The organism is Paenibacillus sp. NN59 (assembly GCF_057597225.1).
The window spans coordinates 4334906-4350361 of the sequence record NZ_CP199678.1 but is presented as its reverse complement, the minus strand read 5'-3'; the positions used below and the strand labels follow the sequence as shown (position 1 = coordinate 4350361).

Annotated in this window: 12 protein-coding genes; 6 read left to right on the top strand and 6 right to left on the bottom strand. The window is 45.3% G+C overall.

The genetic code is table 11. From position 1 onward, the window contains the following. Positions 1-18: 18 nt before the first annotated feature. From ACT89M_RS19165 to rpsD, 3 genes are all read right to left on the bottom strand, one after another. Positions 19-3123, bottom strand: coding sequence for a transglycosylase domain-containing protein (locus tag ACT89M_RS19165; protein ID WP_308723168.1), 3105 nt, complete (start codon positions 3121-3123; stop codon positions 19-21). Positions 3124-3370: 247 nt separating this feature from the next. After that, positions 3371-5476 (bottom strand): methyl-accepting chemotaxis protein, encoded by a 2106-nt coding sequence (locus ACT89M_RS19160; protein ID WP_308723167.1) that lies wholly within the window; start codon positions 5474-5476, stop codon positions 3371-3373. Positions 5477-5644: 168 nt separating this feature from the next. Continuing rightward, positions 5645-6244 carry a 30S ribosomal protein S4 gene (rpsD, locus tag ACT89M_RS19155; RefSeq protein WP_154888288.1) on the bottom strand — a complete coding sequence of 200 codons (600 nt, stop codon included), beginning with the start codon at positions 6242-6244 and terminating at the stop codon, positions 5645-5647. A 464-nt stretch (positions 6245-6708) separates the two neighbouring features. Between rpsD and ACT89M_RS19150 the strand changes: the two genes are divergently transcribed. The 5 genes from ACT89M_RS19150 to ACT89M_RS19130 all read left to right on the top strand — a co-directional run bounded on the left by ACT89M_RS19150 (position 6709) and on the right by ACT89M_RS19130 (position 11804). After that, a complete protein-coding gene (locus tag ACT89M_RS19150; protein WP_308723166.1) occupies positions 6709-8700 on the top strand; it encodes a sensor domain-containing diguanylate cyclase in 1992 nt (663 codons plus the stop codon). A gap of 166 nt (positions 8701-8866) precedes the next feature. Further along, entirely contained in the window at positions 8867-9724 is an 858-nt protein-coding gene (locus ACT89M_RS19145; RefSeq protein ID WP_253492893.1) for a hypothetical protein, read from the top strand. Positions 9725-9833: 109 nt separating this feature from the next. After that, positions 9834-10949, top strand: a complete 1116-nt coding sequence (locus ACT89M_RS19140; protein WP_154957720.1) for an aminopeptidase — start codon at positions 9834-9836, stop codon at positions 10947-10949. A gap of 96 nt (positions 10950-11045) precedes the next feature. Beyond that, complete coding sequence (locus tag ACT89M_RS19135) at positions 11046-11291, top strand: HPr family phosphocarrier protein (protein ID WP_090923662.1); 246 nt, start codon at positions 11046-11048, stop codon at positions 11289-11291. Positions 11292-11510: 219 nt separating this feature from the next. Beyond that, a complete protein-coding gene (locus ACT89M_RS19130) occupies positions 11511-11804 on the top strand; it encodes an Fpa/YlaN family protein (protein WP_090923661.1) in 294 nt (97 codons plus the stop codon). Positions 11805-11979: 175 nt separating this feature from the next. Here ACT89M_RS19130 and cax read toward each other — a convergent pair whose 3' ends face one another. Beyond that, on the bottom strand, positions 11980-13074 hold the full coding sequence (gene cax, locus ACT89M_RS19125; protein ID WP_260510923.1) for a calcium/proton exchanger: 1095 nt from the start codon (positions 13072-13074) through the stop codon (positions 11980-11982). A gap of 159 nt (positions 13075-13233) precedes the next feature. On the opposite strand from cax, the gene ACT89M_RS19120 reads away from it, so the two are divergent. Further along, positions 13234-13596 (top strand): Asp23/Gls24 family envelope stress response protein, encoded by a 363-nt coding sequence (locus ACT89M_RS19120; RefSeq protein ID WP_090923659.1) that lies wholly within the window; start codon positions 13234-13236, stop codon positions 13594-13596. A 114-nt stretch (positions 13597-13710) separates the two neighbouring features. On the opposite strand, the gene ftsW is transcribed toward ACT89M_RS19120, so the two are convergent. Together ftsW and ACT89M_RS19110 are read right to left on the bottom strand one after the other, a co-directional pair. After that, complete coding sequence (gene ftsW / locus ACT89M_RS19115) at positions 13711-14997, bottom strand: putative lipid II flippase FtsW (RefSeq protein WP_090923658.1); 1287 nt, start codon at positions 14995-14997, stop codon at positions 13711-13713. Between the two features lie 12 nt (positions 14998-15009). Beyond that, the gene (locus ACT89M_RS19110) at positions 15010-15357 is read right to left on the bottom strand and encodes a YugN family protein (protein ID WP_090923657.1); all 348 of its coding nucleotides are present in this window, start codon (positions 15355-15357) and stop codon (positions 15010-15012) included. Positions 15358-15456: the final 99 nt, after the last annotated feature.

Below are 15456 nucleotides of genomic sequence, written 5' to 3'. Positions count from 1 at the left end.
ACGGGTTTGTCACCCGTATTAAGGCTGATAGTGTATCGCTTCCGAGGATGCGGACTCTCCTACACTGTTGCTGGCAGATACTTTGAACCAGCCCCCCGTTGATGAAGGTACACCATAAACCATACTGGTACCTGAAGTGGTGCCAATTTTGGTGAAGGGTTCTGAACCTGTCTCGCTATAGAAGACAGCGTAGCTCTGCACGCCGTCCGTTTCCGAGTTCGGTGCCCACTGAATACGAAGTCCTTGGGAGAGCGCTGATACGCTCACTTGGCCTGGTGTGCTTGGAGCCGCCGTTGGTGCATTGTTGTTACTGACTGTTTCTCCAGGGGTTACCACCGTACCAGGTACCTCAATAGGCTCTTTGACTTCTGTATCAGGCGCACCAGCGCCTGCACTGCTCACCGTCGCACTTGGAGCAGATTCCTTGCCAGCAACGTCTACGGCAGTAACATAGAATGCGAAGTTGCCACTAGCTGTTGCGTAAGCTGAGAATGATCTGGACTCGCCTGTCAGTACAACCTGGCCTTGATTCTGGAATCCGGCACCACCGACTGAACGATAGAGGCGATACCCAACAACATCACTTTCAGGTGTAGCATTGAATGTGATGGATGCCCGTTCTCCCGAGATGGAGATGCGGACATTGCCAGGTGCATCTGGAGCTTTGCCGTTATCCTTGCGTGGATCAACCTCAGTTGGCAGATCAGCACCGGCATCCTCAGGCAGATAATATGCAAGCGACTCATGACGACTCATCCGTTTAAATGCATTTTGCAATTCTTTGATGAGATCGGAGATCGGTTTCTTACGCTTGACAACCGTTTTTTCCTTCAACATATCCGCAGGTGTTTCATCACGTGGAATGTAATTTACACCGTTGTAGGTAATATATTTCGCTTTAGCGACAGCATCATCACGGTCCTTCGGAATAAATTTGCTATTGAAAATGTCAGTAACAAATTTATCGGTCAGGGATGTTGGTAGCTTGCCACTGTATGCTGAGACCGTTCTGGTTTCAATACCAGAAGGTTTTTTGAATGAATTAGTAACAAACAGATCCTTCTGTGTTTCGACGACTTCATTCATAATTTTGGCCCAAAGCTGCTGAGCACGTTTGCGTTGTGATTTGTTTTCGAGTGTATTAATCGGCTGTTTATAACCAACCCACACACCGAGCGTAACATCTGGTGTATATCCCTCAAACCAGACATCGGCGTAGTTCTGGGTTGAACCTGTTTTACCGACAATAGGCACACTTGATCTGTACTTGTAGTTTTCCCGTACTTTATCGGCTGTACCTTCTGTTATAACGGTACGTAACATGTCCGTCATAAGATAGGCCGTCTGTTCCGAAAATGCCTGTACAGGCTCGCTTTCGTGTTTGTATACAATATTGCCTTTGGAATCCACAATTTTGCTGATCATATAAGAATCGTTGTAGACCCCTTTGTTAGCAATTGCACCGTAGGCATTTGTTAGTTCTTCCACAGTTACACCATATTGAAGTCCGCCGAGAACACCGGTCTGGGCCTGGTAATCCTGCTTCTGGATCGTTGTAATGCCAAGCTTTTTCGCAAAAGTCCAGGCTTTATCGATGCCAACTTCCTCATTAAAAAGCTTCAGAGCCGGAATGTTCAATGAGTAGTTCAATGCTCTACGAGCGGTTACCAAACCTTGGTAACGGTTGTTCGCATTCTTGGCGATATGGTATCCGCTAGGGCCGTCTTTCAAGATAATTGGCGCATCGTCAATGACGGAGGCCGGTTGAATAAGACCTTCCTCCAGAGCTGGCAGATAAGCCGCAATAGGTTTCATCGTAGAACCGGGCTGACGAATCATTTGAGTCGCATAGTTCATCTGTTCATCCTGGAAGCTTCGGCCTTCAATCATACCGAGGATTGCTCCTGTTTTATGATTGATCAGCATCGCTGCAGTCTGCTCTTTTCCCTTAACAGGATCATCTGCTGAGAAGTTGCTGTTATCCTCGGCAATCGTACGCATCGTTTTGTAGATGTTCTTGTTAATTGTTGTATAGATGCGATATCCGCCTGTGCGAAGCTGTGACTGAGCCTCTTCCAGAAGGGCACTGTTTTCCTTTTGCGATGCCTCGGCGTCGGTACTTTTGCCTGTTGCCTTAGTTTTGTCGGCATTCAGCTGCTGCATGATAATCTGTGCTGCTTGACGTTCCGTTTCCATCATAAGGTATGGATAAGTGTTATAGGCTTTAATGGTTTTCGGAGCAAGCGAGCTTTTGATATCAAAGGCAAGTGCATTGTTGTATTCCGATTGCGTGATTTTGCCAAGTTCCAGCATGCGGCGCAGAACCAGTTTTTGACGATTGATGGCGCGATCAAATTTATCCTCTACAAAATCGCCTTTACCGTTAAAGGCGGAGTAGGAAGAGGGAGACTGAGGTAATCCAACCAAATAAGCGGCCTGAGCTATATTTATTTTTTCGAGATCATTGATATTAAACAATCCCTTGGCGGCTGCTTTGATTCCGTAAACGTTGTATCCACTGGAACCATTGCCGAAAGGCACCTTGTTCAGGTAAGCGGTCATAATCTCGTCTTTGGTCAGAAAACGTTCCAGTCGAAGGGAAAGCAAAATTTCCTTTACTTTACGATCTTCCGTACGGTCCAAATTCAGAAATACACGTCTAGCCAATTGCTGCGTAAGCGTACTGCCACCCGTTTGTACTGATTCTTTCAGCACTTTTTGTTTCACGGCACGCAGTGTTCCGCTCATGTCTACACCTTTATGTTCGTAAAAATGATTGTCTTCAATCGAGATCACGGCATCAATAACTTTTTTGGGGATCTGGTCAAAGGTGACCGGACGTCTGTCTTCTTCCGTGCGAAGTTGACCAATCGGACTGCCGTCAGAAAAGTAAGCAAAGCCTGTGATGGAGTTTTCGCTGACTTTTTGTTCAATCAGGGCCCTTGACCGGACAGGTTCGTCTTTGACGATCGAACTGACGTAACCCATTAAAGCACCGCCAACGAATAGTATGCCCATAAATCCAAGGACAACCATCCACATAACGAAGCTACCTAGTTTGCGTGCAAAGCTACGCTTGCGTACAGGCGGATCTTCAGGCTTTTTCTTAGTAACATCAACCATTCAGTGTCTTCCTCCTTTTAACAGCACTAATTATAGCATAAAAAGACCCGTTTGCATGCCTGAGAAATACAAGTAATGGTCGAAATTTGCCAATCTGGAATGGATTATGATATATAGCATGTGATATCGAACAGCATTTCATGAGTTGCAAAAGTAAGGAAAAAGGCTGGAACTGCATGTAAGCAGGCCAGCCTTGAAGTCTATATAGAAAAGAGTGTTTGAAGAAAAATATAGTATCTTATGCTCATTAGGTTCTGAAACGCTGGATAAGTTCCAACAGTTCTTGTGTGAGGTGTGCCAAAGAAGCGGATGCAGCAGTGATTTCCTCCATAGATGCAAGCTGTTTCTCCGAAGCTGAGGCAACCTGGCTTGCGTGCGCTGCTGTTTCAAGACCAATCGTTTTAAGTTGCTCAAGTGATGAATCGACCTGTCGGGACTCATCTGACATCTGTTTGGCAATGGTGGAGACTTGTGCAATTTGTTGATTCACGTCGGCGATCTGTGATGAGATGGATGAGAATAGCTCACCACTCTCGTTCATTACATCGGCAATGTGAGTCACCTCGGTGCTTCCTTTTTCCATATTTTCAACGATAGCCGAAATCTCTTGTTGAACGGATTGGATCAACGCGGCAATGTCAGCAGCCGATTGTCTGGATTGCTCGGCTAAATTGCGAATCTCTGCAGCTACAACGCCAAAGCCACGTCCGTGTTCCCCCGCTCGCGAAGCTTCAATAGAAGCGTTGAGGGCGAGAAGATTCGTTTGTCGGCTTACTTCGGTAATCATACCCGTTATATGACCAATCTCTTCCGAGCGCTTTTTAAATTGCTCCAGTGCAGTCATGGAGGATTGGACAGAAGTGTTTGCACTCTCCACCATATGGATAGCTGCCTGCATTTTGTCTGTTCCGTATGAAGTTCGTTCCGTCACTGATTTTGATGTACTACTTACTTCGGCAGCAGCCTCAGCTATTCTTCCGATGCCCGTGGATATTTCGTTCATCGAGCGGGAGGAATGAAGTAACTCCTGAACTTGCTTCTCCGCTTTGTTTGCAACTTCCATTCCGGTAAGTGCCATCTGTTCGGCGGCTTTGCTTGTATCCTCTGCCCCGGCGGTTAATTGTTGCGAAGTTGAACCGACCGATAAGGCATGTTCAGATATAACAGAGATCGTATGGCGTAATGTATTCATCATGTTATTCATGTGAATGGCCATGACTCCAAATTCATCCTTCGATTTAACAGGCAACTTTTGTGTCAGATCACCATGCGCGAGTTGTCCTGCGACAACATTTACACGGTTCAATTGCTTTACTATGGATATGATGGTGTACGCGACCACACTTGCCAGTAGAAGTACCGCCAATATAGCGATGAGTACAGACCATTTCAAGCTATCGTAAAAAGGCTGGAGTATCACGCTTTTGGGTAATGCAGATACTAGATGCCAGCTAGAATCGGAGCCTTGAAGCTTGGCAGGTTCGGCAATAAATAATTCTGGTTTGCCATTGTCAACCGCAGTGTAGAACCCTGTATCATTCGACTGGATCCGCTGAATAAGTGCTTGGGTACTGGAAGAGAGCTCGGCATTCTCTTTGGTCAGTTCCGGTCTTGAGCCGTGCGCAGCAATGTGCCCTTCACTTGTAATCAGCATGGCATAGCCTTGGTCTGGATTCAGAGATGCAATATTTTGCTGGAAACCTTCAATCGTAAAATCGGCCCCAACGATGCCAAGAAAGGTATTGTTCTCATCAAGTAAAGGCAGAACGATGGATACGAGCAAGGTCTCTTTACCAGCAACTTTGTACGTAGTGGGCTCGGACCAATAGATGGTTTTGGTCGCCTTCGGCTGTTGATAGTATTTACTGGTTTCACTGTTTCCCTCATAAGTAGTGAGCGGTTCAAAATGCAAGGAGCTTCCATCCCGGATAACGTAAGGGATAAAACGGCCTGTTTCATCATCGTATTTATCCTTATTCACATGTTCTGCATCTTTGCCGTCAAAGGCATTGGGCTCCCATCCGGTATAAAAACCAAAAACCTTTTCGTCCTTTTTCAAGTATTCTTCCAAAAGCCTTACGATATCTTGACGGCTCAGCGTCCCATTTTTTGAAGCGTCCAGCAGGGTTGTACTCAAACTGTCGAGCGTATTTTTTACCTGGTTGATGTAAGTCATGAATTCGCTAGTAGCTGCACTTGCTGAGTGTTCGGCTACAGCTTCACCATATTGTATGCTTTTGTCGTATATGGCTTTGGTGTTAAAGGCAATTAATGCGCCGATCGAGCAGAGGAGCACTAATCCGAGCAGTAATCCTAGCTTTACCGCAAGCTTGGTATTTCGAAAAAATGACATGTGTAGCCCCCTAAGTTATCTTTCTATTTTGTGCGTGTTTCGATAAACATATTATCGTTATGTAGAGGCTAGTAATGAAGAGGGTCTGGGGAAGGAGTGAAAAAAAACAACAAAAAAGCAACTGCCGAGGAAATCTCGAACAGTTGCTTTTTTGTTGTGATGCAACGATTAACGGTTGTAGAACTCGACGATTTGTTTTTCATCGATGTCTTGGGACAATTCAGCACGCTCAGGCAAGCGGATGAATTTACCTTCTACAGCTGCTTCGTTGTATTCAACGTATGCTGGAAGATGCGAACGGTTTTCCAAAGCTTCCTTAACGGAAGTCAGACCGCGGCTTCTTTCACGCAAGCCGATTACATCGCCAGTGCTTACTTGGTAAGAAGCGATATCGACTTTTTTGCCGTTTACAGTTACGTGACCGTGTGCTACCAATTGACGCGCTCCAGCGCGGGAGTTAGCAAAGCCAAGACGGTAAACGAGGTTGTCAAGGCGGCACTCAAGCAAGAACATGAAGTTCTCACCGGCAATACCTTGCATTTTTTGCGCTTTGGAGAACAATGTGCGGAATTGTTTTTCACCCAAACCGTACATGTGGCGCAATTTTTGTTTTTCTTGCAACTGCATACCGTAGTTGCTCATTTTTCTGCGTTGGTTAGCTCCGTGCTGACCTGGAGGGAAAGGGCGTTTCAATTCTTTGCCTGTTCCGCTCAGGGAAATGCCGAGGCGACGGCTTAATTTAAATTTAGGACCAGTGTAACGTGCCATGTTTAAAGTAGCTCCTTTTTAGTTAAAGTTCATATAGGGCTCTGTTTGCGCTCCAATTTGTTGATGCGGGCTTGGCCTCGCATAGAACGATCAGGAAAGTTCAGCCGCTGTCCTGAAAGCAACAAAAAGAATGAGGGTGACACAACCGGTAATGCCCAAATTTAAAGACCGTATTAGTAGTCTTCATCAACAATTTATTCTACATTCTGAGAGGAGTAAAGTCAAGCAATACATAAAGCCAGAAAAACGTCTAAATTTGTCGATAGGTCATTAGGCCTAAAATAATGGGACGATTTTCTGAAATATGAGTGCAAAAAAGCTTCAAACAGAGTAAAATAGATGGTATCTTAACTTTAAACAATCTTATGTATCAAGGTTTTCGCTAATATTTTGCAGATTTGCGATAATTGATGCAGATTAATGCATCCCCCAGGATGCAAAAACGGTGCAAAGGAGCGCCTGACATGTTGGAACATCTAAGAAGTTTACCTACCAGTCTGAAGTTGCGAAGCGCGGGCGATTCCACATCGTTTACAGTGCTTCCATCTCATGATGACCATGCGTTGTGGATGCAAAAAATGGATATCACACCTTTTGACTTCTCATATTTAAGCAGTTTGTTAGGACAAGCCTTCAAAGATTGGACAAGCCAGACAGATTCTGTGCCAGGTGGGCCAATTGCTGCATACAGTGTTTGGAATACGGAAGGAGAGTGCATAGGAGAGGACTCCGGTCAGATTACCGATTCGGATATCAATGTACGTTCGATGGTTTTGGAGTGTGCTGAAAAGGAACAGACGTTATCTAGACGCGGAATTAGTAAACATGGGGAGTATCTGCTGATTGCCGAGCCTCTGTTTTCAAGAATCAATAAAGATATATTTGCTGTGTTTGTTGCGCTGGTCTTTGAATCCCACCGATCCGAAACGTCAGAAGCTGTGGTTCGATCTGAGGCATTGCATTACCGCACCTGCTTTTACCGAAGATTTGAATACATATTTATGACGGACTTGTTGCACTCACATGAACAAACCGCTCGGGAGGAACACCGAAGATCCATTCTTTTTCAGATCGTACAGCGTATGCATGACAAAATGGATGTCGGGGCGATATTGGACGAAGTATTTGTCAGTATGGACTACCTCTATCCTTCCACACACATTATGCTCTATATGTCTCAGGACCAGAGAAGCTTTAATCCACGAATTAAACCACTCCTTATTCAGGAGCGTGGAGAAGATATCTGTGTTCGCTCATTTATGGAGGGCAGACTGATTGTCTCCCGGTCCGATGAGTTGGACAAACGAATCATTGAGGTGGGGTTGCCGCTCAAAGGCAAGCAGGGCATATACGGAGTATTTCATATCGAAATGAACGAGGAATTGATGGAAGACTCCGATTTGCAACTGATTGCGATGATGGCGGATACAGCAGGGACAGCGTTCGAAAATGCAAAACTTCATGAGCAATCCCATATGTTGATTCAGGAACTTCGTGTAATCAATGATCTGACGCAGCGTCTTAACAAAAGCTTGCAATTGATGGAAATCTATCAGTTTTCCGAGCAAGAATTTAAAAATATCTTTCAGGCCGACTATTGCTGCATTTTGCAATTGAATGACAGTACGAACAGGTTTGAGGTGATGGCGACCAATGTAAAAGAGATTCGGCAGAGAACGTATCCTATGGATTCTGGTATTGCCGGTTACATGTATCAGACTGAAGAGCCATTAATCATATCTGACTATACGCAGTTTGATAAGGTAACTTCCAGTTTCATGGAATTAACAGGCGCGATGTCTCTGATTGCAGCACCAATTCGCGTGGATGGACAGGTGAAGAGTGCTATTCTGCTTGCCCATGTGCGGGAACATTTTTTCTCCTATGAGAACTACAGGTTACTACAAATGTTATCGATTCATCTGGGCCTTGCTTTAACCAATGCCACCCTGCATGCTGAGGTGCGCCGGTTGGCCAATCTGGACATGTTGACCGGACTGTACGTAAGGCATTACCTGGATAATATTATTCACGAACGTCAGGTTCATGATTACTGCGGCTCATTGGTTGTCGTTGATATCGATCAGTTCAAACAGGTGAATGATACTTTTGGTCACCAGACAGGGGATCAAGTATTAAAACAAGTCAGTGACATTGTTACAAGTTCGGTTCGAGCCGAGGATATTTGCGCAAGGTGGGGCGGTGAAGAACTGGCTATCTACATGCCTCAGATCGGAATTCAACAAGCGCTTGTGTATGCGGAACGAATCCGTACCCGAGTTGAGGCCGAGACGAGGCCGTCTGTCACGGTGTCAAGTGGCATTGCTGAATGGAACTGGATGGATGAAAAAGTAAGTGTAGAGTCCCTGTTTTACCGTGCAGATATGGCGCTGTACAGTGCAAAGAACGGTGGCCGGAATCGAATTGTCATAGAGGAACAGGAAGGTATACGATAAGAGAGAAACATTCCGGTTGCGGAGTCGTTTCTCTCTTTTTTTTGTTTTTTATGGAACCGGTATGTGGATCAAAGTCCATCTGGTTCGTCTGGTCGCATAGTAAGGAAGTATAAGCACATATTGTGAGGGCAATCTATGGAGAAAATGACTGAAAGGTGGAATAGACATGTTGAACCGCCAGTCTACGTTTTCTTTATCGCTAATCCTTTGCTTTGTGCTGGCCATTGTCCCGGGGTGTGGGATGCTCCAGCATGATCGGACGCCGGAAGAAATATTTTCTCTGGCATTATCCGGCATAGCGGGGAAAGAGACGTTGACGTTTGAAGGGCAGGCTGGATTGAGACGAGAAAACAGTGGAATGTTTGAAAATCAATTTAAATTTGAAGGTAAGCTGGAAGACCATGACCGGCTGACGTTGCAGACCCGATTGCCAGGTGCCGTGACTGCAGCGGATTCAGGAGTAAGTTTGAATGCGGTGAAAAATAATGGTCAACCGAGCGGATTCAGTGCCTCTTTTCAACGTAAAAAAGGACAATGGAATGCTTTAACAGCGCAGCATGAACCATTACGTGGCTCCTTATCCCGTTTTAACCCCATTGCGCAATTAGAAAAGATCGATAGTATGAAGAAAACGATTCAGTCCGAATATGGTTCGGGGCGCCAAACACGCATATTGCGGATTGAGCTTGCGCCAGAGGACGCCAAAACCTGGGCTACAGACCAACTGACAGATGAGATGAATTCCATTCGGGCAGAGTACATGCACAAAGCGAGTCAAGTGAAAGGTGCGAGTAAGCAGAAACTTGAGCAGGAATTGCAAAAGGTATGGCAGCAGGGTGAGGACACGATGCAGAAGTTGATTCAAAAGGCTGAGGTGCATACGGTCTATCATCTGACGGTTGATCGCAAAACCAGCTTACCAATGCGCCTTTCCTCTGAGAGTCAGGTGAAATACACGGATAACAGTAGCCGAAGCAATGTAGAAGCACTGGTAACCGATGTGAACTTTAAATCATATCAATAAATAAAACCTGTGACTGCCTGCTGACGGGATGTCTGGTGCGTGCTACAATAGTAACGTAATTTACCGTTGTTCAATTCATTGAATGGCAGATGACAGGAGGATTTATCGAATGAAGGACCCTAGAATTCAGAAGCTTGCAGCGAACCTCGTAGGTTATTCTGTTGATGTACAGCCTGGCGAAAATGTATTGGTTGAGATGATTGGATCAGAACGTGATTTGATCAATGCCATTATTGAAGAAGTGGGCAAAAAAGGCGGTAACGTTTTTGTACAGTTGACAGATCGAACCGTTCAGCGTGTGATGTTGCAAAATGCTACGGAAGAGATGATGAAAACGTGGGCAGAGATTGATTTGAACCGTATGAAACAAATGGATTGTTATATCGGTATTCGTGCGGGAGAGAACGTGAATGATCTGTCCGATGTGCCGGAAGAAAAAATGAAACTGTACAACTCCCTGTATTCCCATCCGGTACATAGCGAACAGCGTGTCAAACATACAAAATGGGTGGTGCTTCGTTACCCTAACGCAAGCATGGCGCAACTCGCGAACACCAGCACGGAAGCATTTGAAGATTTCTATTTTGACGTATGTAACCTGGATTATGCAAAAATGGACAAAGCCCAAGACTCACTTGCAAGCCTCATGAAACGTACAGATAAAGTGCGGATTACGGGGCCAGGCACGGATCTGAGCTTCTCCATCAAAGATATCGGTGCAGAGAAGTGTTCCGGACAAAAAAATATTCCGGATGGTGAAGTATACAGCGCACCCGTACGCAACTCCGTTAATGGAACAATTAGTTATAATACACCGACGCTGTATAACGGAATTACGTTTGAGAATATCAAGTTTACATTCAAAGACGGTAAAATCGTAGAAGCATCCAGCAATGATACGAAACGCCTGAATGAAATTCTGGACTCAGATGAAGGTGCGCGTCATATCGGTGAGTTTGCGATTGGTTTCAACCCGCACATTTTGCACCCGATGAAAGATATTTTGTTTGATGAAAAAATTGCAGGTAGCCTGCACTTTACGCCAGGTCAGGCATATGAAGAAACAGATAACGGAAACCGCTCGTCCATTCACTGGGATCTCGTATTGATTCAGCGTCCAGACTACGGCGGTGGCGAAATCTATTTCGATGATGTGCTGATTCGTAAAGATGGCATCTTTGCCATTCCTGAGCTGGAATGTTTGAATCCGGACCAGTTGAAATAGGAACTGTATTTTGCAGTTGCTAGGAAAGCGGATTCACGGTATCATGTAGTGGTAATTAATAGATGATACCAAAAGTGAAAAGACGGAGGGATTCCTATGTCGAGTAATAACGCGGCTGTAGTGGAAATTGCTCAAACAGCAGGCAAGTTTACTTCTTCAATCGTGCTTCATTCAGAGAACAAGTATATTGACGTAAAAAGTATTCTTGGGTTGTTTACAACGCTGATTAGCACGCACAGTTATGAACTGCACGTTCATGGCCCGGATGCAGATGAAGCGAAGGCAGCAATGTCTGAAGTATTTGCAAAGCATGGGCTGAATGTAAACATCGCATCTGAATAACATCATTAAGAACACCTCTGCCTTCGGGCAGGGGTGTTTTTAATCATAGCAGAACACAATGTCCGTTAGAGTGAATTAGACAAAGCGAGAAAAGGCTGTAACAGAGCTCACAACTCGTGCGGTTATTTTGGTCAGGTTCTTGTATTAGCTCTTCATTTCGTCTAATATTAGAGGTAGAACGTCTTTACGCGATTTTGGGACATAGGGGGGAAATGATGCATGACTTCATCTGATCTGCAGGACCAGCTGAACCTGAAAGCAATCAATCTTCTTCAAGAAGATGCAGATAAAATACAGAAGCTTATTGAAGTACAGATGGAGAATCTGGCTACCCGCTACTGCCCTCTCTATGAGGAAGTATTGGATACACAGATGTATGGGTTCTCCAAGGAAGTTGATTTTGCTGTCCGTGCAGGGCTCCTTCCGGAAGGTACAGGTAAGCAGATGGTTAGCGCGCTTGAGCGGAACTTGGCGATTTTATATGAAGCTTTGAACAAAAAGAATGAGCAATAGCCTGCAATTGCGCGGGTCAGAATAGAAGGCATGCACATTCCGTTGCATGCTTTTTTTGTATGTGTTGATGTATATGTCTAGTGTTGCAGTAGGCGTAAAAAGACAGCCGGGGAAGTAGTCCCTCGGCTGTCTCTTGATGTACGCAGGAGTGGTATAACGTTAATCAACAGTTCTGTTATACCAGGAAGAATGAGACACCTAGAATGACATACACAACAAGCAGAAGCAGACCTTCATACCAGTTGGTGGAGCCATCCTGTGTGATCGATTTGGCAATAAAAACAGACACACCGATGGCGACCAGTTCAATGGTGGTAAACACGATATCCATCGTACGACCCGTAAAATAGCTTACAAAGATCAGCACTGGAGCTACAAATAGTGCGATTTGCAAACTGCTGCCTACGGCAATTTCAACAGCGGCACCGATTTTATTTTTCATCGCAAGCATGATGGCCGCACTGTGTTCGGCTGCATTACCGATAATGGCCACGAGGAACGCACCAACGAACAGCTCACTTAGTCCAAACTCTGAAGTAAATACCTCAAGTGTGCCAACCAGCCATTCACTGACAAAGGCGACCATAACGGTAGCGATCACGAGATAGAGGATCGACTTTTTCTTCGACCATGCAGGAGCATGCTCATGAGGCAATTCTTCGTCCTGGTCATCCGTTACATCGGCAAGATAGCTTTTATGCGTGACCATAGAGAAGATAAGCCACGCAATATAAGCCAGGATAAGCAAGCCAGCCACAATGAGACTGAGTGTGTTCGTATCCCGCTGTGTGATAGAGTGGGTGTTCAGGAATACGGCCGGGACGAACAGGGCAATGATGGCAACGATCATCAGGGAGCCGTTGAGGCCCGCAAGCGAAACGTTGTAATTCTGTGTTTTATACTTTAGTCCGCCGGCAAAAATGCTGAGTCCCAGCACGAGTAGCAGGTTACCGATAATGGACCCGGTCAGACTGGCTTTGACCATGTCGAACAAGCCCTCTTTTACGAGGAAAATCGCAATAATGAGTTCGGCTGCATTGCCAAAGGTTGCATTTAGGAATCCTCCTAATCGTTGACCGGCATAGTGGGCTACACTTTCGGTCGCTTTACCTAAAAAACCGGCCACGAAAATAACCGAAATGGCAGATATCACGAACTGCAGAATCGAATCCCATTTCAAGAAGTGGGCGATGGCACTGAGCGCAAAAAATGCAATCAGCAAAAAGGATGAAATCCGGTTTCTCACAAAAAACACCTCGGTTATATACATATTTTGTTTTGAAATTCACGTTATGTAACTATGCGATTAATTTCATATTTCAATATAACCAAAGGGGGGCAGGTTGTAAACGCATCTTTTACAGTTAAATTTGCTTTTTAGGGTGGAAAGGATTTAAAATACGAGTAACGAAGTGAAGGAGGATGTGGCATGGCAGAACAACTTCAAATGGAGAGCGGAAACATCCGGATTGCCGATGACGTGGTTGCGAAAATTGCTGGAATGGCTGCAATGGAAACGCCTGGAATCGCCGCAATGTCTGGAGGTTTGTCAGAGGGCTGGGCGAAGCGTCTCAGTGGTAAAAACGTACAGAAAGGCGTAGGCGTGGAAGTCGGTCAGCTGGAAGCAGCCATTGATCTGCGTATCATCGTCCTGTATGAAACTCCGATTCATGAAGTTTCCCGTATGCTCCAGCAGAATGTAAGAGAAGCGGTAGAAACGATGACCGGACTACGTGTAGTCGAAGTGAATGTGAAGGTTGAAGGTGTCTCTTTCAAAGGCGACGACCTGTAAATCTTTAGACTCCACGTAAGGTATGAACAAATCTATGTTTTGTTCCTTATCTTTATACAAAAAAACACAAAAAAGACTTTGCATCCATCAGATGCAAAGTCTTTTTTCATTCCGTTAGCGAACTCGGCGAATCGAATCCCGTGAACGAAGTGCCGGGGAGGTGCGTGTCTGCACCGTTACCGATTTCGTTTTTTGTTCCTTAATTGCTTCTAGGTTATTGGTCCGTGAAATACTTAGCACAATACCCATCGCCACCATCATGACAAAGAGTGAAGTCCCCCCATAACTGATAAACGGAAGTGTAACTCCCGTTACAGGTATCGTTTGAGTTACCCCGCCAATGTTGATGAAGGCCTGGATCGCAATAAGCCCCATGATACCTATACCCACCAGCGTTCCGAAAGGATCAGGACAACGTAGGGAGACGATAATGCCTCTCCAGATAAAGTACAGATAAATGAGCAGGAACAATGCACTCCCGATGAAACCGAGCTCTTCTCCGATGACGGAAAAAATAAAGTCATTATAGGCATTTGGCAAATAATGCAACTTCATGGTGCCTTGTCCAATACCCGAACCTGTAATACCGCCGTCCCCGATGGCAACCAGAGAACGGTAGAGGTTGAGACTTCCGCCATTGATATCAGACTCTGGATTAAGGAAGGCTTGAATACGTCCAATTTTGTAGTTTTGCTCTGCTGTCACTGTTGTTGTGCTGTCCAGCGCAGGAGTGTCCGGAGACATGGAGGAAAAGAGGGCACTGGCTCCAAAGGCAAGTGCACCACCAAGCGCAACTAATAAAATAGAACCCAGGATGTGCTTCATGTTAGCTCCACCAGCGTAAATGACAAGACCGCAGGTAGATACCAGAATGAAACAGGTACCAAAGTCAGGTTGCAACATAATCAATCCTGCAATAAATCCGACGATGAACAGGACAGGGAAATATCCGGTCTTGAAATCACGGAAACGTTCACCTTTTTTGGTGATGAGTGCTGACAAATATAAAATAATTGCAATTTTGGCGAACTCTGCAGGCTGCAAACTGAATCCAAACACGCGAATCCAGCTTCTTGCACCATTTAACACGGCACCGGATACCAAGACAACTAAGAGTAGTGCGGTGGTGAACAGGAAAAACGGTGCATAGAGCTTTTTGTACTTGTTAAAGCGGATATTCATGGCAAAAAACATGCCAACCAGACCGATCATCGCCCACATAAGTTGTTTTTTCGTGAAGTAAAGGGCATCGTTGTTAAAACTTTCGCTTGCGATTGCGATGCTGGAACTGGAGCTGAATACCATCACCAGTCCAAAGCCCACCAACAATAAAGTGAGGATTAGCAGTTGAAAATCCGGCGTGCCTCTCTTCGTTCTCGTCTGGGCCGTTTGTTGTTTCATAATCTGGCCCGCCTAAGCTTCGAGCAGTTCTTTGAGCTGCTGCAATTTTTGGGTGGCCAGCTTCACGACTGGCTGCGGAACGGAAGAGTCGTAATCAAGTCCATGCGGGAAAGTAGCTTTGCCCAGATAAACGGCTTCAACGGCCAGAACCGTATCGGGTTTCTCCAGTTTGCCTTCTACCGCGCGCGTATTAATGCGTACAAAGTATTCTGAGTTGGTTTGTTCATCTTCGATTTTGTAGTCATATGTAGCACGGTAATATTCCCATTGCCACCGGACGAATCCGACTTTCTCGGCGCTCTCATCCAGGTATGCCAAGTCGCTTTTCAAGCCATCCAAGCCTGTATTCTCAAAAATCATAAGCGTTTGATCCTCCTCATAAGCTTCCGAGTATAATTCTCGTGTGTTTCTCTAGTTCATGATAGTATGTTTCCCCTTCCCGTGCAAGCTTTCCGAAGG

Coding starts and splice junctions, on each gene's coding strand:
- cax (WP_260510923.1), bottom strand. CDS start 13,074: ATGTATATAACCGAGGTGTTTTTTGTGAGAAACCGGATTTCATCCTTT.
- ACT89M_RS19145 (WP_253492893.1), top strand. CDS start 8,867: ATGTTGAACCGCCAGTCTACGTTTTCTTTATCGCTAATCCTTTGCTTT.
- ACT89M_RS19130 (WP_090923661.1), top strand. CDS start 11,511: ATGACTTCATCTGATCTGCAGGACCAGCTGAACCTGAAAGCAATCAAT.
- ACT89M_RS19150 (WP_308723166.1), top strand. CDS start 6,709: ATGTTGGAACATCTAAGAAGTTTACCTACCAGTCTGAAGTTGCGAAGC.
- ACT89M_RS19165 (WP_308723168.1), bottom strand. CDS start 3,123: ATGGTTGATGTTACTAAGAAAAAGCCTGAAGATCCGCCTGTACGCAAG.
- ACT89M_RS19140 (WP_154957720.1), top strand. CDS start 9,834: ATGAAGGACCCTAGAATTCAGAAGCTTGCAGCGAACCTCGTAGGTTAT.
- ACT89M_RS19110 (WP_090923657.1), bottom strand. CDS start 15,357: ATGATTTTTGAGAATACAGGCTTGGATGGCTTGAAAAGCGACTTGGCA.
- ftsW (WP_090923658.1), bottom strand. CDS start 14,997: ATGAAACAACAAACGGCCCAGACGAGAACGAAGAGAGGCACGCCGGAT.
- ACT89M_RS19120 (WP_090923659.1), top strand. CDS start 13,234: ATGGCAGAACAACTTCAAATGGAGAGCGGAAACATCCGGATTGCCGAT.
- ACT89M_RS19160 (WP_308723167.1), bottom strand. CDS start 5,476: ATGTCATTTTTTCGAAATACCAAGCTTGCGGTAAAGCTAGGATTACTG.
- ACT89M_RS19135 (WP_090923662.1), top strand. CDS start 11,046: ATGTCGAGTAATAACGCGGCTGTAGTGGAAATTGCTCAAACAGCAGGC.
- rpsD (WP_154888288.1), bottom strand. CDS start 6,244: ATGGCACGTTACACTGGTCCTAAATTTAAATTAAGCCGTCGCCTCGGC.